The organism is Vitreoscilla stercoraria DSM 513, from assembly GCF_000382305.1.
GTDB lineage: Bacteria > Pseudomonadota > Gammaproteobacteria > Burkholderiales > Neisseriaceae > Vitreoscilla > Vitreoscilla stercoraria.
Genome location: NZ_KB908022.1, coordinates 42,627 through 62,074, shown reverse-complemented (window position 1 = coordinate 62,074; position 19,448 = coordinate 42,627). Strand labels below are relative to the sequence as shown.

General features: G+C 43.8%; 16 protein-coding genes and 1 tRNA gene. 8 read left to right on the top strand and 9 right to left on the bottom strand.

Features of this window, described 5'->3' with window-relative positions; all coding sequences use genetic code 11:
• Position 1: 1 nt before the first annotated feature.
• The 5 genes from H150_RS0104795 to tpiA all read right to left on the bottom strand — a co-directional run bounded on the left by H150_RS0104795 (position 2) and on the right by tpiA (position 2,373).
• The gene (locus tag H150_RS0104795; protein ID WP_019957917.1) at positions 2-481 is read right to left on the bottom strand and encodes a NuoB/complex I 20 kDa subunit family protein; all 480 of its coding nucleotides are present in this window, start codon (positions 479-481) and stop codon (positions 2-4) included.
• Complete coding sequence (locus H150_RS0104790; RefSeq protein WP_019957916.1) at positions 472-828, bottom strand: NADH-quinone oxidoreductase subunit A; 357 nt, start codon at positions 826-828, stop codon at positions 472-474. Before H150_RS0104790 ends, H150_RS0104795 begins: the two co-directional genes overlap by 10 nt.
• 356 nt (positions 829-1,184) lie before the next feature.
• A tRNA-Leu gene (locus H150_RS0104785) sits at positions 1,185-1,271 on the bottom strand.
• A 9-nt stretch (positions 1,272-1,280) separates the two neighbouring features.
• On the bottom strand, positions 1,281-1,616 hold the full coding sequence (secG, locus tag H150_RS0104780; protein ID WP_019957915.1) for a preprotein translocase subunit SecG: 336 nt from the start codon (positions 1,614-1,616) through the stop codon (positions 1,281-1,283).
• Positions 1,617-1,620: 4 nt separating this feature from the next.
• Positions 1,621-2,373 carry a triose-phosphate isomerase gene (gene tpiA, locus H150_RS0104775; RefSeq protein WP_019957914.1) on the bottom strand — a complete coding sequence of 251 codons (753 nt, stop codon included), beginning with the start codon at positions 2,371-2,373 and terminating at the stop codon, positions 1,621-1,623.
• A gap of 265 nt (positions 2,374-2,638) precedes the next feature.
• On the opposite strand from tpiA, the gene pstS reads away from it, so the two are divergent.
• The 8 genes from pstS (at position 2,639) to H150_RS0104730 (ending at position 13,295) form a co-directional block, all read left to right on the top strand.
• Positions 2,639-3,745, top strand: a complete 1,107-nt coding sequence (gene pstS, locus H150_RS0104770; RefSeq protein WP_019957913.1) for a phosphate ABC transporter substrate-binding protein PstS — start codon at positions 2,639-2,641, stop codon at positions 3,743-3,745.
• A gap of 100 nt (positions 3,746-3,845) precedes the next feature.
• Positions 3,846-4,796 carry a phosphate ABC transporter permease subunit PstC gene (gene pstC, locus H150_RS0104765; protein ID WP_019957912.1) on the top strand — a complete coding sequence of 317 codons (951 nt, stop codon included), beginning with the start codon at positions 3,846-3,848 and terminating at the stop codon, positions 4,794-4,796.
• 14 nt (positions 4,797-4,810) lie between these two features.
• Positions 4,811-5,662 (top strand): phosphate ABC transporter permease PstA, encoded by an 852-nt coding sequence (gene pstA, locus H150_RS15090; RefSeq protein ID WP_019957911.1) that lies wholly within the window; start codon positions 4,811-4,813, stop codon positions 5,660-5,662.
• An 18-nt stretch (positions 5,663-5,680) separates the two neighbouring features.
• On the top strand, positions 5,681-6,436 hold the full coding sequence (gene pstB / locus H150_RS15085; RefSeq protein WP_019957910.1) for a phosphate ABC transporter ATP-binding protein PstB: 756 nt from the start codon (positions 5,681-5,683) through the stop codon (positions 6,434-6,436).
• 168 nt (positions 6,437-6,604) lie between these two features.
• Positions 6,605-8,068 carry an inorganic phosphate transporter gene (locus H150_RS0104750; RefSeq protein WP_019957909.1) on the top strand — a complete coding sequence of 488 codons (1,464 nt, stop codon included), beginning with the start codon at positions 6,605-6,607 and terminating at the stop codon, positions 8,066-8,068.
• A 452-nt stretch (positions 8,069-8,520) separates the two neighbouring features.
• Positions 8,521-12,171, top strand: a complete 3,651-nt coding sequence (locus H150_RS0104740; protein ID WP_019957907.1) for an ESPR-type extended signal peptide-containing protein — start codon at positions 8,521-8,523, stop codon at positions 12,169-12,171.
• A 144-nt stretch (positions 12,172-12,315) separates the two neighbouring features.
• Positions 12,316-12,969, top strand: a complete 654-nt coding sequence (locus H150_RS0104735; RefSeq protein ID WP_019957906.1) for a protein-L-isoaspartate O-methyltransferase family protein — start codon at positions 12,316-12,318, stop codon at positions 12,967-12,969.
• A 2-nt stretch (positions 12,970-12,971) separates the two neighbouring features.
• Positions 12,972-13,295 carry a rhodanese-like domain-containing protein gene (locus H150_RS0104730; protein ID WP_019957905.1) on the top strand — a complete coding sequence of 108 codons (324 nt, stop codon included), beginning with the start codon at positions 12,972-12,974 and terminating at the stop codon, positions 13,293-13,295.
• Positions 13,296-13,363: 68 nt separating this feature from the next.
• On the opposite strand, the gene H150_RS13755 is transcribed toward H150_RS0104730, so the two are convergent.
• From H150_RS13755 to H150_RS0104710, 4 genes are read right to left on the bottom strand one after another with little or no spacing between them, the layout of a single operon-like run.
• A complete protein-coding gene (locus H150_RS13755) occupies positions 13,364-14,824 on the bottom strand; it encodes an aldehyde dehydrogenase family protein (RefSeq protein ID WP_019957904.1) in 1,461 nt (486 codons plus the stop codon).
• Between the two features lie 18 nt (positions 14,825-14,842).
• Positions 14,843-15,721, bottom strand: coding sequence for a UTP--glucose-1-phosphate uridylyltransferase GalU (galU, locus tag H150_RS0104720; protein ID WP_019957903.1), 879 nt, complete (start codon positions 15,719-15,721; stop codon positions 14,843-14,845).
• A complete protein-coding gene (ligA, locus tag H150_RS0104715; RefSeq protein WP_026353479.1) occupies positions 15,708-18,116 on the bottom strand; it encodes an NAD-dependent DNA ligase LigA in 2,409 nt (802 codons plus the stop codon). Before ligA ends, galU begins: the two co-directional genes overlap by 14 nt.
• A 15-nt stretch (positions 18,117-18,131) precedes the next feature.
• Entirely contained in the window at positions 18,132-19,382 is a 1,251-nt protein-coding gene (locus tag H150_RS0104710; RefSeq protein ID WP_019957901.1) for a cell division protein ZipA C-terminal FtsZ-binding domain-containing protein, read from the bottom strand.
• Between the last annotated feature and the right edge of the window lie 66 nt (positions 19,383-19,448).

Below are 19,448 nucleotides of genomic sequence, written 5' to 3'. Positions count from 1 at the left end.
CTTAGTTACGCGCAATGGTTTGCGTACGTTTGATTTTGTTTTGCAATTGCAATAAACCATAAATCAACGCTTCTGATGTCGGAGGGCAACCTGGTACATAAACGTCCACAGGTACCACTCGATCACAACCGCGCACCACAGAGTATGAATAATGGTAGTAACCACCACCATTGGCGCAAGAACCCATAGACACCACCCAACGAGGCTCGGTCATTTGGTCGTATACTTTGCGCAATGCTGGGGCCATTTTGTTGCACAAAGTACCTGCAACAATCATCAAGTCAGCTTGACGAGGACTTGGACGGAAAATAATACCGAAACGGTCCAAGTCATAACGTGCCATACCGGCATGCATCATTTCAACGGCACAACAAGCCAAACCAAAAGTAACTGGCCACATAGAGCCAGTACGCATGTAATTCAAAACGGTATCAGCACTGGTGGTGATGAAACCTTTTTCTAAAACGCCATCTATTCCCATTCCAAAGCGCCTTTTTTCCACTCATAAACAAAGCCAACTGTTAGGATGACAAGGAAGACCAACATTGACCAAAAGCCAAATGCACCCAATTCCTTGAACACAACAGCCCAAGGGAACATGAATGCCACTTCCAAATCGAACAAAATAAACAGGATGGCAACAAGGTAATAACGCACATCAAATCGCATACGGGCGTTCTCGAACGCCTCAAAACCACACTCATAAGGAGAGAGTTTTTCTTCATATGGACGACTTGGGGCCAATAAAGAACCCAAAGTAATGAACGCGCCACCAGCAACAAGGCCGATGACTATAAACAGTAATACTGGAAAGTAATTCGCTAGCATGGCTGTACGACCTAAACGAAAATCAAGATAATCCTATCTATTGTATCTAATTAAATCAGTGATTTAAAGTCTTGTATTTTGATGGTATTTACCTATGCTAACATTTATTGCTTAAATTTTAAGCAATCGCAGAAAAGCAACCCATAACGGTTTAAAAAAATTCAAATAAATTCATATTGTTAATAAGTTGTTGATAATGATTATTATTTGAATTACTATTATGATTTTTTTAGATTTTTTTAAAAAGCGTCCTGTAATATACACAGGAAACCACACTTCATTGAAGATCACTTCATTTAGATAAACATAAATTAAAAATAAAAAAAGACAGCTCAAAAGCTGTCTTTTTTTATTTTTGGTGCCGACGATGAGACTCGAACTCATACAACCTTACGGTCACCACCCCCTCAAGATGGCGTGTCTACCAATTCCACCACGTCGGCAATAATTGTTTAATCTGGTACGACTTGACCAGTCGCAGGTGCCGCAGCAGGCGCTGGCACGCTTTGCGTTGTTGGCGCTGGCTGGTCAAAATTCAAGCCGCTGCTTTGGTTGGCAGAAAAATAGCCTAAACCCAAGCAAGAAGCAAAAAATAAAACTGCTGCCAATGCTGTACCACGACTTAAAAAGTTGGCTGAGCCAGCTGCACCGAATACACCTTGTGCACTGCCAGAACCAAACGCAGCACCAGCATCCGCGCCCTTACCGTGTTGTAATAATACCAATACAATCACAGCCAAGGCTGAAAAAATGTTCACCAAAAAGATAATGGTTTTAAAGGCTTCCATGGCATCAATTCGCAGCACTAATGGCCGCTGTAATAATGTTCGCAAAACTGTCGGCTTTCAAAGACGCGCCACCTACTAAGGCACCGTCTACATGCGCAACAGCAAAAATGGCGGCACAATTGTCTGCATTCACACTACCGCCGTAAAGGAGGCGAATATTAGCAGCATTGCCAACCAGTGACAAGACATGCTCTTGAATAAAAGCATGCATTTGTGCAATTTGTTCGATGCTTGCAACCACACCAGTACCAATTGCCCACACAGGTTCATACGCCACCAAAACCGTTTGATTCAACAAAACAGCATCTTTTAACCAAGACAATTGCTCAGCAACAACCGCTTGAGCTTGATTGGCTTCACGCTGTTCTAAGGTTTCACCCACACACAACACGGGCAATACTCCAGCTGCCACCGCATTGGCATATTTTTGCGCCAAAACGGCTTCATCTTCTGCAAAGTATTGACGACGCTCAGAATGACCAATCAAGGTAAATTGTGCACCAATATCCGCCAATATCGCAGCCGATACTTCACCAGTATAAGCACCATCTGCCGCAAAACGGCTGACATCTTCTGCGCCTACTAAAACATTTTGAGCGGCCTGTAAACTTGGTAACAAATAAACAGATGGCACTGCTACGCCCACTGCCACTTTTTCATCCGTGTCAATTTGACCCAATTGTGACAACAATGCTTCATTTGTTGCCAAGCGGCCATTCATTTTCCAGTTACCCAAAACCCATTTTTGAATTGTCATATCCTGCCCCCACAAAAGATTTCGACCGCATTGTACGCAAGTGGCTTCTAGCCCGTCTAGCACAATCATGATGAAAAATGACCCAAAACAACTTATGTATCAAAAACGTCTTGTTACAAGCGGCCTGTAACTTTTTTATTCATTTATATCGATTGTCACACTGCTGAAACATTTGCTTTGTAAACTGCGAGCATTCTGAAATATAGCTGATGCGAATCACCAAAATTTTTCTTCATTCATTTATTGATTAAATACGGGGTAAACCATGCGTTTGATGTTATCTACTGCAGTTGTATTGGGTGCTTTGAGCTTGGCAGCTTGCGGCGGGGAATCTTCAGGTCCGGTGACACCGAAATCAGCAGGTGGTGCAACACCTCCTAGCACTACCAGCAATGTGACAATCACAGGCGCGGGTGCTTCATTCCCTCAGCCTATTTACGCGCAATGGGCGCAAGACTATAACGCAGCCACAGGCGTCAAAGTCAATTACCAATCTATTGGCTCTAGTGGCGGTGTCAAACAAATCAACTCTAAAACTGTCGATTTTGGCGCCACCGATGCACCTTTATCCAAAGAAGATTTGGATCACAATGGTTTGATTCAATTTCCAACTGTGATTGGCGGCGTTGTGCCTATTGTGAACATCGAAGGCATACAACCTGGTCAATTGAAATTAGATGGCAATACTTTGGCAAAAATCTATTTGGGTCAAATTACCAATTGGAACGATGCCGCAATCAAAGCTTTGAATCCTGATATCAACTTGCCAGACGCTACTATCACCACAGTATTCCGTTCTGATGGTTCAGGCACCAGCTTTAACTTTACCAATTATTTAAGTGCTGTCTCAGCTGAGTGGAAGACCACTGTGGGCGCAGCCAATGCCGTGAAATGGCCAACGGCTTCTAGCAATTCGGGTACAGCAGGCAAAGGTAATGAAGGTGTAGCGAATTTTGTTCGTACTGTGAAAAACTCGATTGGTTATGTTGAGTTTGCTTACGCCAAACAAAACAACATGTCACATGTGTCTTTGAAAAACAAAGCAGGCAACTTCGTACAACCTTCTTTGGAAACATTCTCAGCTGCGGCCAAAGCGGATTGGAACTCAGTTCCTGGCTTTGGTTTGATTTTGACTGACCAAGCCGATGCCAATGCATGGCCTATCGCAGCAGCGACTTTTATCTTGGTGCACACCAAGCCAGCTGATGCTGAAAAAACCAAAGCAGCGTTGAGTTTCTTTGATTGGGCTTACAACACTGGCGATGATGCTTCTGTGAAGTTGGACTATGTACCTTTGCCAGCTGAAACCAAGGCATTGATTCGTGAAAGCTGGAAACAAGTTGTGGATGCCAATGGCAAACCTGTCTTGTAATCAAACTTCATGAAAACCACACCCTTTCTTCAAAAAAACTGAAGGAAGGGCTGTGTTTTTTAGCAACAAACATGATTGATTCATAAAGAACGAAAACATTATGAGTAATTTACAGCAAAAGCTGGCAACACAGCGTAAATTGGATTGGCTCTTTGTTAATGTGACCAAACTGTTTGCCTTCTTGGTCTTGGCAAGCTTGGTTGGCATCATGATCACATTGATTGTAGGTGCGATGCCAAGTATGGAAAAATTTGGCTGGGGCTTTTTAACCAGCAAAAATTGGGATCCAGTTGCCGCTGATTATGGTGCTTTAGCACCCGTATTTGGCACACTTGTCACATCTGTGATTGCTTTATTGGTTGCCGTTCCTGTGAGTTTTGGTATTGCCATTTTTTTAACCGAATTAAGTCCTTCTTGGTTAAAACGCCCATTAGGCGTAGCGGTAGAATTATTGGCAGGTGTACCTTCTATCATTTATGGCATGTGGGGTTTATTTGTCTTCGCACCTTGGTTTGGTGAACACGTCCAACCACACATGATTCAATATTTAGGTGATGTACCAGTGATTGGCACTTTATTCCAAGGTGCGCCAATGGGCATTGGCTTATTCACCGCTGCTTTGATTTTAGCCATCATGATTATCCCTTTCATTGCATCGGTGATGCGTGATGTGTTTGAAGTCACCCCTACCCTCTTAAAAGAATCTGCTTATGGCTTGGGTTCCACGACTTGGGAAGTGATGCGACATGTGGTTTTGCCTTATACCAAAGCGGGTGTGGTTGGCGGCATTATTTTAGGTCTGGGTCGGGCTTTGGGTGAAACCATGGCCGTCACTTTTGTCATCGGTAACACTTTTAATATTACAGGCAGCTTATTCAGCTCAGGTGTATCCATTACCTCCGCTTTGGCCAATGAATTTGGCGAAGCCGTCGATGAAGCACATGTTTCTTCATTGTTATTTTTGGGCTTGATTTTGTTCTTGATTACCTTTGTTGTGTTGTGCATTTCTAAAGTCATGTTGTTGCGCATGCAGCGTCATGAAGGTCGTTAATTAGGAGATTACCAATGAATAACGCCTTATACAAACGCCGCCTGTTCATCAACAAATTCAACCTTGCAATGGCGTGGGGCACCATGGCTTTTGGCTTGTTTTGGTTGGCTTGGATTTTGATTACCTTATTCAGTAATGGTTTAGATGGCTTATTGGACATCAACACCTACACCATGAACACGCCTCCTGCTGGCATGGAAGGCGGCTTACGCAATGCCATTGTCGGCAGCTTATTGGTCACTTTATTTGGTTTGCTCATCGGCACCCCAATTGGCATCTTGGCCGGTATTTATTTGGCCGAGTTCGGTGGCAAATCATGGTTGGCATCTGCTACCCGTTTTATGAACGACATTTTATTGTCAGCACCCTCTATCGTGATTTGTTTGTTCATCTACGGTCTGATGGTCGTACCTATGGGTCACTTTTCAGGCTGGGCAGGTTCTTTGGCTTTGTCTTTACTGGTGATTCCAGTTGTGATTCGCACCACCGAAAACATGTTGCGCTTGGTACCAAATAGCTTGCGTGAAGCAGCTTACGCTTTGGGTACGCCAAAATGGAAATTGGTCACAATGGTGACTTTGCGTGCAGCCAAAGCAGGCGTGTTGACTGGTGTGTTATTGGCTTTTGCACGGGTTTCAGGCGAAACCGCACCATTGCTTTACACCGCATTGAACAACCAATTTTTCAGTACCGACATGAATGCACCGATTGCCAATTTGCCTAACACTATTTTCCAATTTGCCATGAGTCCTTACCAAGATTGGCAACGTTTGGCTTGGGCGGCAGCTTTGTTGATTACTTTGACCGTTTTGATTGCCAACATCGCTGCGCGCTTTTTGAGCCGCCAAAGTGCGAACAAACATTAAGATTTAGGAATTGATTTCATGACTGCTAAGATTTCTGCAAAAGACTTTAACTTTTACTACGGTGATTTTCACGCTCTAAAAAACATCAATTTGGATATTGAAGAGAAAAAAGTCACCGCCTTCATTGGCCCATCTGGTTGCGGCAAATCGACTTTATTGCGCACATTCAACCGTATGTACGACTTATATCCCGGCATGCGCGCTGAAGGTGGTTTGACTTTAGAAGGCAAATCGATTTTAGGTAAAGATGTCGATTTGAATTTATTGCGTGCCAAAGTCGGCATGGTATTCCAAAAACCAACCCCATTTCCGATGTCAATTTATGACAATGTAACTTTTGGTGTGAAATTGTATGAAAAACTCAGCCGTAGCGATTTGGATGATCGTGTGGAATGGGCACTGAAAAAAGCGGCTTTATGGACAGAAGTCAAAGACAAGTTAAAGCAATCTGGTAACTCTTTATCAGGTGGTCAGCAACAACGTTTGTGTATCGCTCGTGCCGTTGCAACCAAGCCTGAAGTATTGCTACTGGATGAGCCAACTTCTGCCCTTGATCCGATTTCAACAGCCAAGGTCGAGGAATTGGTCACCGAATTGAAAAACGATTACACCATTGCCATCGTCACACACAACATGCAACAAGCAGCTCGCGTGTCTGATTTCACCGCTTATATGTATTTGGGCGAAATGGTCGAGTTTGACGATACCAAAGTGATTTTTACCAAACCAAAAGAAAAAGCAACTGAAGACTACATTACCGGCAAATTTGGTTAATTGATACAGTATTAACCAATAATTTATATTACAAGCGGCCTGAAGTCATAGGTCGCTTGTTTTCGTTAATAAAAATAATTTAATTAATATGTTATGTTACAATTTTCTCCTTGACTGTCATACTACAAAAGACCGACAATCTTATTATTCTGTCCATCCAATTTTATTATGTTAGAAATTTTTTCTACCTTGTCACCTACCATGGTGGCATTATTACTTTTAGCCCTTGGTTTGGTTTTCTTTTTTGAATTCATCAACGGCTTCCACGACACTGCCAATGCAGTTGCTACTGTCATTTATACACAATCTATGAAGCCTGTACATGCGGTAATCGCATCAGGTATTTTCAACTTCTTAGGTGTGGTTTTAGGTGGTTTGGCTGTTGCTTATGCAATTGTAAACTTACTACCCATTGACTTATTAGCCTCAGGCAATACCGAAGTATTGTTGGCTATGGTTTTCTCTTTGTTGATTGCCGCTATTTTATGGAATTTGGGTACTTGGTATTTTGGTTTACCCGCTTCTAGTTCACACACATTAATCGGTGCTATTTTGGGCGTAGGCGTTGCCAATGCTTTGATGGACGGCCAATCGATTGCAGATGGTGTCAATTGGAGCAAAGCCATGGATGTGGGCGCTTCATTGTTATTCTCACCATTGGCTGGTTTCTTATTAGCTTTCATCATGTTATCGGTATTGCGCAAAGTCGTACCTATTGGCAAAATTCACCAAACACCTTATTTACGCAATGGCGTACGCGGTAAAAAACATCCTCCATTTTGGACACGTTTTTTATTGATTATGTCGGCTATGGGTGTTAGTTTTGCGCATGGCTCAAATGATGGGCAAAAAGGCATTGGCTTGGCCATGTTGACCTTGATTTGTATTTTGCCAACTCATTTTGTGGTGAACTCCAACATCAGCCAATACGATTTAGAACGCTCATTGGCATCAGTGCAGCGCTTAGAAGTTTTTGTAGAACAAAATCAAGCAACCATTCAAGCACATTTCCCTGCTGAAACAAAAGCAGTGGAAGCCGGCAAAGTACATTGCCAACCTGCTGACGCACTGACTTATGGTCAAAACGTACGTCAATTGATGTCAGGTAGCCACCAAATCAGTCAATTTACGACCGATCAACGTTGGGCTTTACGTACTAATTTATTGTGTTTAGAAAACACCGCCAAACAATTGGCAACCCTACCTAATTTGTCTGCTGAAGACAAACAATACTTACAACAAATTCGCAATGACTTTTCTTTACCAGTTGAATATGCACCATTATGGGTCATTGTCGCTGTGGCTTTGTCATTGGGTGTTGGCACAATGGTTGGTTGGAAACGCGTAGTAACCACTGTGGGTGAAGGTATTGGTAAATCACACATGACTTATGCCCAAGGCGTTTGTGCGCAACTGACTGCTGCCTTAGGTATTGCAGGTGCTAACCTATTAGGCTTACCGGTCTCTACAACACAGATTTTGTCTAGTGCTGTCGCAGGTACTGCTGTTGCCAATAAATCAGGCTTACAATGGTCAACCATTCGCAATATTTTATTGGCATGGTTATTTACCTTTCCAGTTGCAATGTCGTTGGCTGGTGCGTTGTTTTTCCTCATTCGTACTCTATTCTAAGCCATTATTTTTTATGCAATAAAAAAACAGCCATCCATTGATGGCTGTTTTTTTATTGCAATCAAATACCTAAATCGAAAAACTGATGTAAAATAGCCACATTATGACGTTATTCTGTTTTTTTGTTGTATTCATAGCAAAAAATCAAGTAAATAAGGTCGTAGCATGGGCAAATCAAAGTTAAAAAAAAATTCTATGCTTATAATGATGCGCATCAAAGTTTCATTTTTATTTGATTTAATGGGCAAAATGTAAACCATTTTGAATATCTAAATCGAAATTAAAGTACACTGAACTAACGAGTTAGAAAAATATTTGCTTGCTGAAGTATGTTCTGTTTTGAGATTCATAGAATTTCGGCCTTCGCATTACTTTACATTTGGCTAAAATTCCCTTTCAAACCAACATCTCAGCACGCATACAGACATCACAATCTGGTGAGGGGATTTATCATGAATAAGCGTTACCGCGTTATCTTCAATGAAACGACACAAACTTATACCGCTGTAGCAGAAGACACACCTGCCAAAGGGAAAAAAGCATCTAAAGCCACAAAAGTTCTAGTAGCATCAGCTATTGGCTTGGGGGCAACTACCATTACTTACGCCTCTTGGGTAAGTGCCACCAATGGTGGTGCTTCTGCACCAGGTGCATTGCTTGCTACTGGTGGTGCGGGCTCTGCACTACAAACAGGACAAACCAGCGGCAATGATGGTATTGCAATGGGTACTGGTACTGGCGCGAATATGGCATCAGCAGGTAAAGAGTCGATTGCTATCGGCAAAAACGCTAGCGCTGGATTTAATGCCTCTAATCCAGATAGCGGTAATGCTTTTGCCATCGGTCACTCTAGCATGGCTAGCGCCAATGCCATTTCTCTAGGCAACTCTGCAAGAGCTATCGGTGATAATGCTTTTGCATTAGGTCACAACACTTCTGCCACAGCCAACAATATTGCTCTTGGCAACAATAGCAATGCTATCGATTTAAATAACAATCAACTATCAGGTGTTGGTGTTACTTTAAACGATAAAAATTACGATTTTGCTGCTGCCAATATTCACAATACATTAAGCATTGGTAGCGAAAAAAATGAGCGCGTAATTACGCATGTGGGCGCAGGTCAAGTCACCTCTTCTAGCACGCAAGCCATCAATGGCTCTCAATTGTATGCTGCGTATGAAGCTATCGGTGGTTTATCTGAGCAAACTTGGAACATTCAAGTCAATGATGGTAAAGCAACTCCTGTCGCGGCTGATAACACAGTCAACTTCAGAGAGGGACAAAATATCAAAGTCACTCAAGACCCAAATAACCCAAATGCTTTAACCATTGCCACTGCTGACGATGTTGTCTTTAACAGCGTTGGTGTAGGTTCTGTTGTCATTGACTCTAAAGGTATCAATGCTGGTAACAAAAAAATTACCAATGTAACGGAAGCTACATTGAGCGATATCAGCAAAGATGCGGTGAATGGCTCTCAATTGTATGCTACCAATACAATTGTCAACACAACCAAAAACAGAGTGACTAATTTGGAAAGCCAAACTTGGAAAATCCAAGTCAACGATGGTAAAGCAACCTCTGTCGCGGCTGATAATACAGTCAACTTCAGAGAGGGACAAAACATCAAAGTCACTCAAGATTCAAATAACCCAAATACTTTAACCATTGCTACTGCTGCCGATGTTTTGTTTAATAGCGTTGGCGTAGGTTCTGTTGTCATTAACTCTAAAGGCATCAATGCTGGTAACCAAAAAATTACCAATGTAGCAAATGGTGCAATTACCAAAGATAGCCAAGATGCTGTGAATGGTAGTCAAATATATGATTTGATTGGTACAGGGGACTCTTCTTGGGACTTGATTGCTAACAATACCACTGGCACATCCACTACCACCACAATTGACAAAGATACACCACTGGCTATCAAAGCTGGCAATGCATCAACCAAAGTTGAAATCAGCCAAGATACAGACGGTAACAATACTTTGAACATTTCAACATCTTCACCATTACAATATGTGGATAGCAAAGGTGCAGCAGCAGCTGACCAATTTGCGCCAACTGACAATATTGTGTCTTTAATGGACAAAGGTGGTAAAACAGATGCTGCGGTGAAATTAACCAATGTTGCAGAAGCTACGTTGAGCGATATCAGCAAAGATGCGGTGAATGGCTCTCAATTGTATGCTACCAATACAATTGTCAACACAACCAAAAACAGAGTGACCAATTTGGAAAGCCAAACTTGGAAAATCCAAGTCAATGATGGCAACGCAACCTCTGTGGCGGCTGATAACACAGTCAACTTCAGAGAGGGACAAAATATCAAAGTCACTCAAGACCCAGCAAATGCCAACGCATTAACGATTGCAACTGCTGATAATGTAACATTTAAATCAGTACAAATCGGCAATGGCCCTATTGCTATTAATGGCAATGGTCCTATTATTATCAGTGAAAATGGTCTTAACAGTGGTGGTAAAAAAATCACCAATGTAGCAAATGGTACAATCGCTAAAGATAGCAAAGATGCTGTGAATGGTGGCCAAATATATGACCTAATTGGCACAGGTGGCGGCTCTTGGGACTTGATTGCTAACAATACAGCTGGCGCATCTACCACTACCACAATTAACAAAGACACTCCATTGGCCATCAAGGGTGGCAATGCATCAACCAAAGTTGAAATTAGCAAAGATGCAAGCGGTACCGATACCTTGAATATTTCCACATCTTCACCATTGCAATATGTGGATAGCAAAGGCGCAGTGGCAGCTGACCAATTTGCACCAACAGACAATATTGTGTCTTTAATGGACAAAGATGGCAAAACAGATGCTGCGGTCAAATTAACCAATGTTGACAAGGGTCAAGTTAACCCAACCAGCAAAGATGCTATTAATGGTAGCCAATTGTATTCTGTTGGTTCATCTATTGGTGACATCATTGGTGGTGGTACTTATATCACCAAAGACGGTGATATTGCATGGAATGATATTAAGTCAGATGGCGATACTTATGGTGGTATTGGTGGCACTGGTGAAACAACCATTCACGATGCTATTCAATCCCTAAATAATAAGACAACATCAGCTTCTGCAGGTTGGATGTATACGGTTGATGGCAAAGCGAACAGTGGTGGTCAAGTTAAAGCAGACTCAAATTTTGACTTTGCCTCTGATAAGTCAAGCATCAATGGTCAAGATTACGACAATATCACCATCAGCAAAGCTGACTCAGGCAATGGTATTAAAGTTGGTTTGGCTAAAGATATTGGCGTAGATTCCATTACTGTTGGAGAGACCAAAATCACCAGCGCAGGTGGTAATTTGCAAGTCGGTCAAGGCACGATTGCTGCAGGTGTGACCGATGGTATTGGTTTGGGTAAAGATTATGCCATCAATGCGAAAAACTCTTTGGCTTTGGGCAATGGTTCAGTAGCAGATACGCCAATTGGTACAGCCAGCACAACCATTCGCGGTGACACATATAATTTTGCGGGTGCGAAGCCTGTCGGCACTGTCAGCGTAGGTTCTAAAGACAATGAACGTACGATTACCAATGTCGCCGCAGGTCAGTTAAATGCTAGCAGTACCGATGCGGTCAATGGTAGTCAATTGTATGCCACCAACCAAGCCCTCGAGAAAATTTCTAATGGTGGTGCAGGCGTGGTGCAATACGCAGATCCTAGCAAACCAACCACACCGAATGGCGGCACACCAACCAATACAGCAACGCTTGTGGGTAAGGATGCAGACAAACCTGTGACTTTGACCAATGTCGCAGCAGGTAAAAACGGCACGGATGCGGTCAACGTTTCACAATTGAAAGAAGTAGAAGGCAAAATTGGTGAAGTCGGTGATCGAGCCAATGCAGGTGCAGCTTCTGCCATGGCTACAGCCATGTTGCCACAAGCTTTCGACTCAGGTTCAAGCATGTTAGGCGTTGCAGCAGCTGATTTTGACGGTGAACAAGGCTATGCCATTGGCTACTCAAGCGTCTCTGAGGGTGGCAAATGGGTGGTACGTGCCGCAGGTACTGCCAACTCACAAGAGAAGTTTGGTGTGGGTGCTGGTATTGGTTATCGTTGGGGTTAAGCCAATTTGATACTTCAAAAGCGTCCTGTAACTTACAGGACGCTTTTTTATTGTTATCCATTTATGCAAGTACTTGCCTTTTATGGGATAATCGCAAGCATTGTTTAAACTTGCCGCAATGACGGCTTATTTTACGGAGTAGCTATGGATTTCGCGCACGCCAGATACAATATGGTGGAACAACAAATTCGTCCTTGGGACATCTTGAATTTTGAATTATTGGATGTTTTGTCTGAAATTCCACGTGAATATTTTGTGCTGCCTGAACACCAAGCATTGGCGTATGTTGACGAATCTTTGCCATTAATCAACGGTCAATTCATGCCCGAGCCACGCATCATTGCCAAAATGGTACAAGCTTTGGACATCCAAAAAACCGAACGCGTATTGGACATTGGCACTGGTTCAGGTTACGCCGCTGCAATCTTGGCAGGCTTGGCAGATTCGGTTTTAAGCTTGGATACCGATATCAAACAATTGGAATTTGCTCGTGATGCTTTGTTAAAAGCCCAAGTACAAAATGTACAATTGGACATGCGTGATGGTTTGACCGACATCAGCAATTTGGGTCAGTTTGACATCATTTATGTGGGCGGTTCTATCGAAAGCATTCCTGCTGAATTGTTCAATGCATTGAATGACAAAGGTCGCTTGGTTGCCGTAGTGGGCACTGGTTCTTTGATGTTTGCCACTTTAGTCACACGCCAAGGCAATTCATTCCAACAAGTGGCTTTGTTTGAAACAGCAACGCCTGCATTAACCGTGGCGCAAGCTGCTAAACCTGTGTTTGAATTTTAATCATGGGCGTTAAAAGCTTATCTGTACAAGACTTACAAGCTTGGCGAGAGTCTGGTAAAGCATTGGTATTATTGGATGTGCGTGAAGACAATGAAGTGGCTTATGCCCATATTCAAGGTCATACACACATTCCAATGAATTTGGTCACTTTGCGCCACAATGAATTGCCTGATGATTTGCCCATTGTAGTGTATTGCCATCACGGTATGCGCAGCATGCAAGTGGCCATGTTCTTAGAGCATGCGGGATTTGAAGACTTGTACAATTTAAATGGCGGCATCGAAGCTTGGTCTACCCAAATTGATGCCAGCGTACCGCGTTATTAAGTATATGAATGCTGTATTAAAAAGCGTCCTGTAAAATTTACAGGACGCTTTTATTTGGATGATGTCATTTAATGTATGCTGCCCACAATCAATTGATGGCGTGCATAAAACTGCCATCTGGCTGCATGTTGCCCACCGACCGCCAAAACATGGGTAATGTCGCCCCGTGGTAAATTCAAACTCGGCACCAATTCCATCCGATTAAAACTAATCACTTCTGCTTGGCGCAGACTTTGCTTGAAATGCCACATAGATGTGATATTGCTCGAAAACAAACTCACACCACCCACATTATGGGTTTGGTTGATGACATCTATCGCCGCATTCAAATCCGGTACACGCATCACCATCACCGCCAAACGATTGGATGCCACTTGATGCAAACCCACCTCAGGCGTAATGTTGCCAATCAAGCTTTTGCCCATATACCAACCTTGTTCAGGCAAAGGCATTTGGCTGCCATCAATCACAATATCCGCACCAACTTCGGCAGCTTGCTGTAACAAGCTGCTACAACATTTCAAGCCATCTTCACCAGACAAAACCACCGCTTTTTGATGTTGCAAATAATGTTGCCATTTTTCAAGCAATACATCTGCCTCATCACCGACCACCATCCAAATAGGCATGTTCAAACGCACACTAGGACCTGCCACAAATTGGCTCCAAACTTTGTCCATATCGACATTGTTGTCTAATACAATGAAGTTTTGCGCCAATACTGTTTGACGCTGACGCAAATGTGCTTGTTTGGTCACAGGCTCAATAAAGACATAACTGATGGCATCCACATCGGGATGATGGTGCAAAATATGCGTGACTGCGTCATCACCTTGCAGCACATTATAAGCCCCGTTAGGCAAACCAGATTGCGCCAACCAATCACCCAACAACACCGGCAATAAAGGCTGACACGGATGCGATTTAATCAATAAGGTGTTGCCACACAACAACGCCACCACCACCTCGCTGACCAAGGATTTCATGGTTTGGCGCTCATCACAGACCACCGTCACCACGCCCACAGGACCTATCGAGTGCTGAATCCAAGCATCGGCATCGCCCCAATTGGAATTGGCATTGCTTTTAAATTGCGAGGCAGTCAGAGCATAAATGATGGCTTCATTGGTCACTTCCATTTCAACTTTGACTTCCGCCTCACTCAAGCCACTTTCTTGCTGCAAAACCTCACTCAAAGCCTGTCTTTGTAAAGCGAACGCATTTTTAAAATGCTCAATCACACGCAAACGCTCTATATAAGGCGTACCTGACCATAAAAACAAGCTGTCTTTGGCAATCCTCACCGCATTGGCCACAGTGGTATCTTCAGCCACGCTGATGCGTCGCTCCAACTGTCCAGTGCAAGGATTTTTGACATCCAAATGACGCTTGGCATCAATCACCAATCGCTCACCATTGATAAAATGAGGGGCATAATTAAATGACTGCCCATTCACTATCAATGGCTCATTGACTTCATCATTTTTCGCATGATGCCATTGCTGCCATAACTTGTTTAATAGTCCCATTACGCTCCTATTTTCTGATTATTGTGCTGCATTGATTTGAAATTGTGCCACCATTTCCGTAAATGCCTCGCCGACTTCAGGATGCTTACAACCATAAGCCAAAGTGGCCTGTAAATAACCCAATTTGCTACCGCAATCATAACGCTGACCTTCAAATGCATGCGCTAAAACCACTTCTTTATCCAATAGCTTAGCAATGGCATCGGTCAACTGAATTTCGCCACCTGCACCAGCTTGAGTTTCACGCAACAATTGAAAAATAGCAGGCGTCAAAATATAACGTCCCACCACAGCCAAGTTCGATGGTGCATCTTCAGGTTTTGGTTTTTCTACGATGCTGGTCACTCGTGGCGATGCTTCACTGCCATCAGTTTCTACAATACCGTATGAACCTGTTTGGCTAGGATCAACCACCTCCACGCCCAAGACACTGCTGCCTGTGGCATTGTAAACATCCAGCATTTGCGCCAAAGCGCCTTTAGGTGCATCAATCAAATCATCTGCCAAAATCACCGCAAATGGCTCATCACCCACTGCAGGATGTGCACACAAAACCGCATGTCCTAAACCTAAAGCTTCGGTCTGACGGATGTACATTAAGTTCACGCCTTCAGGCAAAATATTTTGCGTCACTTTCAACAATGCTTCTTTTTGTTTGCGTTCTAATTCAGCTTCTAATTCATATGCTTTATCAAAATGGTCTTCAATGCTGCGTTTATTGCGGCCTGTAATGAAAATAATATCGGTACAACCTGCCGCAATAGCCTCTTCGACTGCATATTGAATCAAAGGCTTATCGACAATCGGCAACATCTCTTTAGGGCTTGCTTTGGTTGCAGGTAAAAAACGGGTACCCATACCAGCCACAGGAAAGATGGCTTTTTTAATTTTTCTCATCACTTTTACCTAATAAAATTAACAATTGTTGTTCATTTAAAACGGCCACGCCCAGCGCGTTTGCCTTATCCAGTTTACTGCCAGCAGCTTCGCCCGCCACAACAAAATCGGTTTTCTTAGACACACTGCCACTGACTTTCGCACCCGCAGCCTCTAACCACGCTTGTACTTCGTCACGCTTGTGCTGCAAAGTACCTGTCAATACAAAAGTCTTGCCCGCTACCGCTTCATTAACAGCCTGCGCCGCCATATCCGTAGAAGCATCCTGTAACAATGTCTCTGTTTGCACCTGACAAGCTTGTAATGCGTTTTCAATGTCTTGTAGAAGTTGTAGATTTTCCGCTTTAGAGCGCCATGTCAGCCATGCTACATCACTGACCTCTTGCTCACGCAAAGCATGAAATGTCGCCGCTTCTGACAATAATTGCGCCACTTTTTTGGCACTCATGCGCAAATCAGGCAAATGCATCAACCATTCTGACATGCTCAATACTTGCAACAATTGCACATGCGGCGCATTTTCTTGTGGCAACACACCGACATTTAACAAATCATCTATCTGTTGCTGATTTTTAGCATTAGCAAAGTATTGCGCAATGCTCTTGGCAACCACTTCCCCAATATCAGGCAAACATGCCAATAAAGGCGCAGGCATAGAACGTATCAATGCCAACTGACCGAAATATTGCGCTAATGTCTTGGCCGTTCGTTCACCTACATGGCGTATGCCTAGCGCAAAAATCAAACGTGACAATAAAGGTTGTCGACTGGCTTCTAAACCTAGCAAAATATTCTGTGCCCATTTAATCGGCGTTTCACGCTTATTGTTTTCAGCTTCATCATCGATTTGTTTTAAGCGCTGTAAAGTGGGAATGTCCAAACGGTACAAATCGGCAAATTCATGCACCAAATCCAATTCCACCAATTGCTCAATTTGACGCGAGCCCAGACCTTCAATGTCCATCGCGGTGCGTGATGCAAAATGAATCAACGCTTGCGCACGTTGCGCTTGGCACAACATCCCACCTGTACAACGTGCTACGGCCTCATCGCCTTCTTTGACAATGTCGCTGCCACACACAGGACAAACCGTGGGTAATTGGTAACGTGGCGATTGTGGCAAAGATTCGGTAGCAAACAAATCTGTTTGACTAGGCGCATCTTGCATTGGACGCTTTTCAAACACCACTCGCACCACTTCAGGAATCACATCACCCGCACGACGCACCATCACTGTATCGCCCACACGCACGTCTTTGCGTTGCGCTTCACCTTCATTGTGCAAGGTCGCATTGGTCACCGTCACACCACCGACACGCACAGGCACCAAACGTGCCACAGGCGTCACAGCGCCGGTACGACCAATTTGCACATCAATGGCTTCCACCAAAGTCGGCGCTTCTTCTGCGGGAAATTTGTGAGCAATGGCAAAACGTGGCGCACGCGACACAAAGCCCAAACGCTGCTGCAAAGCCAAACTATTGACTTTAATCACCATGCCATCAATATCAAAAGGCAATTCAGGACGCTTGAGTGCCATTTGTGCATAAAATGCATTGATATCAGCCATATTATCGCTGAGCAAACAGCAATCTGATGGTGGCGTCGGAATACCCAAACGCTCTAAAAACATCAATTCTTGCTGGTGACCTAAAGGCTGTATTGCCTCGTCTAACTGAGCAATGCTGTAAGCAAAAAAATCCAACGGTCGTTGTGCGGCAATTTTCGCATCCAATTGCCGCAAACTGCCTGCAGCCGCATTGCGTGGATTGGCAAACAATTTGCCACCTTCAGCCGCTTGACGCTCATTCAAAGCATCGAAATCGGCTTTGAACATCAATACTTCGCCACGCACTTCCAACAATCTAGGCGGCGTATCCGTCGTGAGTTTTAAAGGAATGCTGCGGATGGTTTTGACATTTTGCGTGACATTTTCGCCACTCAAGCCATCGCCACGCGTGGCGGCCTGTACCAAAATACCGTTTTCGTAAATCAAGCTTAAAGCCAAACCATCGAATTTAGGCTCAATCAAATAATCAGGAGAAGCAGCCAGATTCAGGCCGCTTTTGACCCGCTCATCAAATGCTTGCATCTGACTGTGGTCATACACGCCTTGGCTGTCTATGGGAGAAAAAGCATTGTTCAAGCTCAACATCGGCACTTGGTGCACCACACTGTCAAATTGACTCAAAGCTTGACCGCCCACACGTTGCGTGGGGCTTTCAGGACGCATAAATTCAGGATACGCCGCTTCTAAAGCTTGTAATTGCAAAAATATCGCATCGTAATCGGCATCGCTGACACTGGGATTGTCTTGCTCGTAATACTCGCGATTGTAACGCTCTAGCAAATGAATCAACTCATCCATCTGCTGTTGAATTGATTCATGATTCATCAATACACCTTTACATCAAGAAAACAATCGTTCCGCCAATTCGCTGCCCGGCTCAATTTCCACACTGAGCATCTCTTCTTGGCGACTGACCACATAAGTACGGATGTCTTTGAGCCATTGCGTGGACAATTCATTCAACTGATCGTCCACCAAATCCAAACCTAGCATACTGGACAACTTCACCACCAAATCCATAAAATGATTGAATGTTTTTTCACCCACAGGCACTTTGGTCAAATCATACAACATGCTAAAGCCACGATATGCATGGTTTTCTAAAGCCGTGCTGATAAATGGCGTGCTGTCTAAATTCACAGCATTGAACAGGTTCTTGCCATGTTCATCACTAAACCAAAAAACACCCGCATCCAACTCAAAATGCAAGCTTTCCAATGCCGCTTTAATCTCTCGCCCACTGATGGTCTCTCGCGACACCAAATGAATCGCAATGGTTTGATCCACACGCATGCACAATTCATCCATGGGTTCGGCCACTTGCATAAACGCATCGACATTCGCCACCGCTACGCCACCACCCATTTGCGAAGCAAACAAACGCACTTGCTCAGCAAACTGTATCAACTCTTCACGCTGTGCCAAACCTTGGCGGCTGATACATTGCAAACCAATCACAAAACCTTGGTAATACACACTCGGAATCGGCTCTGCCAACTGAAAACAGCCATCCAAAGTACAACCCGCTACACGCACTTGATGGCGATTGCTCAGGCGCGGAATGGCTTGCAATTCAGCAGGCTCACGCAAAGACACATACGCCATGTAATCAATACGACTGTCAAACCAAGGCAATTCCATTTGCGTTAAGTCTTGCAAGTCCAATAACAAACTGTCTTCAGGCTTCACAGGATTCAACGCCGACTTCACATTGGGGATGTCCAAATCCTTGATGCTTCGCGGGGCGGCTGTCGCCACAGGTTCCTCGTCTACAATTTGGAATATGGGTGCCGCTGCGGTATGGCTACCTGTATCAGCAGTTGCCAATAATTCTTTTTGCGCCATATCAGTGGCAGCGACTTTGGCTGCACCTGTCGGATGCAACGCATGATTCATCACACCTGAGTTCAAAACACCTTGTCCGTCACGCACTTCATGGCGAGCCGTGTCCAACAATGCGTCTTGGTCTGCATGGCCAAATTGACGTCTGACTTCATCTCGATAACGCTTTTCTTTATAAGCATTAAACAACAAGACCGCCAAGATGACTGCTAAACCGCCAACAATATAATAAAAAATGGTGTCGCTCATAAATGATGAATCATCCTTAAGTAATCAAAACCAGCCTAATGAATCGGCTTTTGCGCTCAGAAGTAT

Bases quoted from the DNA above. Each gene is read 5' to 3' on its own strand.
- H150_RS0104795 (WP_019957917.1), bottom strand. From the start codon at position 481: ATGGGAATAGATGGCGTTTTAGAAAAAGGTTTCATCACCACCAGTGCT.
- H150_RS0104790 (WP_019957916.1), bottom strand. From the start codon at position 828: ATGCTAGCGAATTACTTTCCAGTATTACTGTTTATAGTCATCGGCCTT.
- secG (WP_019957915.1), bottom strand. From the start codon at position 1,616: ATGGAAGCCTTTAAAACCATTATCTTTTTGGTGAACATTTTTTCAGCC.
- tpiA (WP_019957914.1), bottom strand. From the start codon at position 2,373: ATGACAATTCAAAAATGGGTTTTGGGTAACTGGAAAATGAATGGCCGC.
- pstS (WP_019957913.1), top strand. From the start codon at position 2,639: ATGCGTTTGATGTTATCTACTGCAGTTGTATTGGGTGCTTTGAGCTTG.
- pstC (WP_019957912.1), top strand. From the start codon at position 3,846: ATGAGTAATTTACAGCAAAAGCTGGCAACACAGCGTAAATTGGATTGG.
- pstA (WP_019957911.1), top strand. From the start codon at position 4,811: ATGAATAACGCCTTATACAAACGCCGCCTGTTCATCAACAAATTCAAC.
- pstB (WP_019957910.1), top strand. From the start codon at position 5,681: ATGACTGCTAAGATTTCTGCAAAAGACTTTAACTTTTACTACGGTGAT.
- H150_RS0104750 (WP_019957909.1), top strand. From the start codon at position 6,605: ATGTTAGAAATTTTTTCTACCTTGTCACCTACCATGGTGGCATTATTA.
- H150_RS0104740 (WP_019957907.1), top strand. From the start codon at position 8,521: ATGAATAAGCGTTACCGCGTTATCTTCAATGAAACGACACAAACTTAT.
- H150_RS0104735 (WP_019957906.1), top strand. From the start codon at position 12,316: ATGGATTTCGCGCACGCCAGATACAATATGGTGGAACAACAAATTCGT.
- H150_RS0104730 (WP_019957905.1), top strand. From the start codon at position 12,972: ATGGGCGTTAAAAGCTTATCTGTACAAGACTTACAAGCTTGGCGAGAG.
- H150_RS13755 (WP_019957904.1), bottom strand. From the start codon at position 14,824: ATGGGACTATTAAACAAGTTATGGCAGCAATGGCATCATGCGAAAAAT.
- galU (WP_019957903.1), bottom strand. From the start codon at position 15,721: ATGAGAAAAATTAAAAAAGCCATCTTTCCTGTGGCTGGTATGGGTACC.
- ligA (WP_026353479.1), bottom strand. From the start codon at position 18,116: ATGAATCATGAATCAATTCAACAGCAGATGGATGAGTTGATTCATTTG.
- H150_RS0104710 (WP_019957901.1), bottom strand. From the start codon at position 19,382: ATGAGCGACACCATTTTTTATTATATTGTTGGCGGTTTAGCAGTCATC.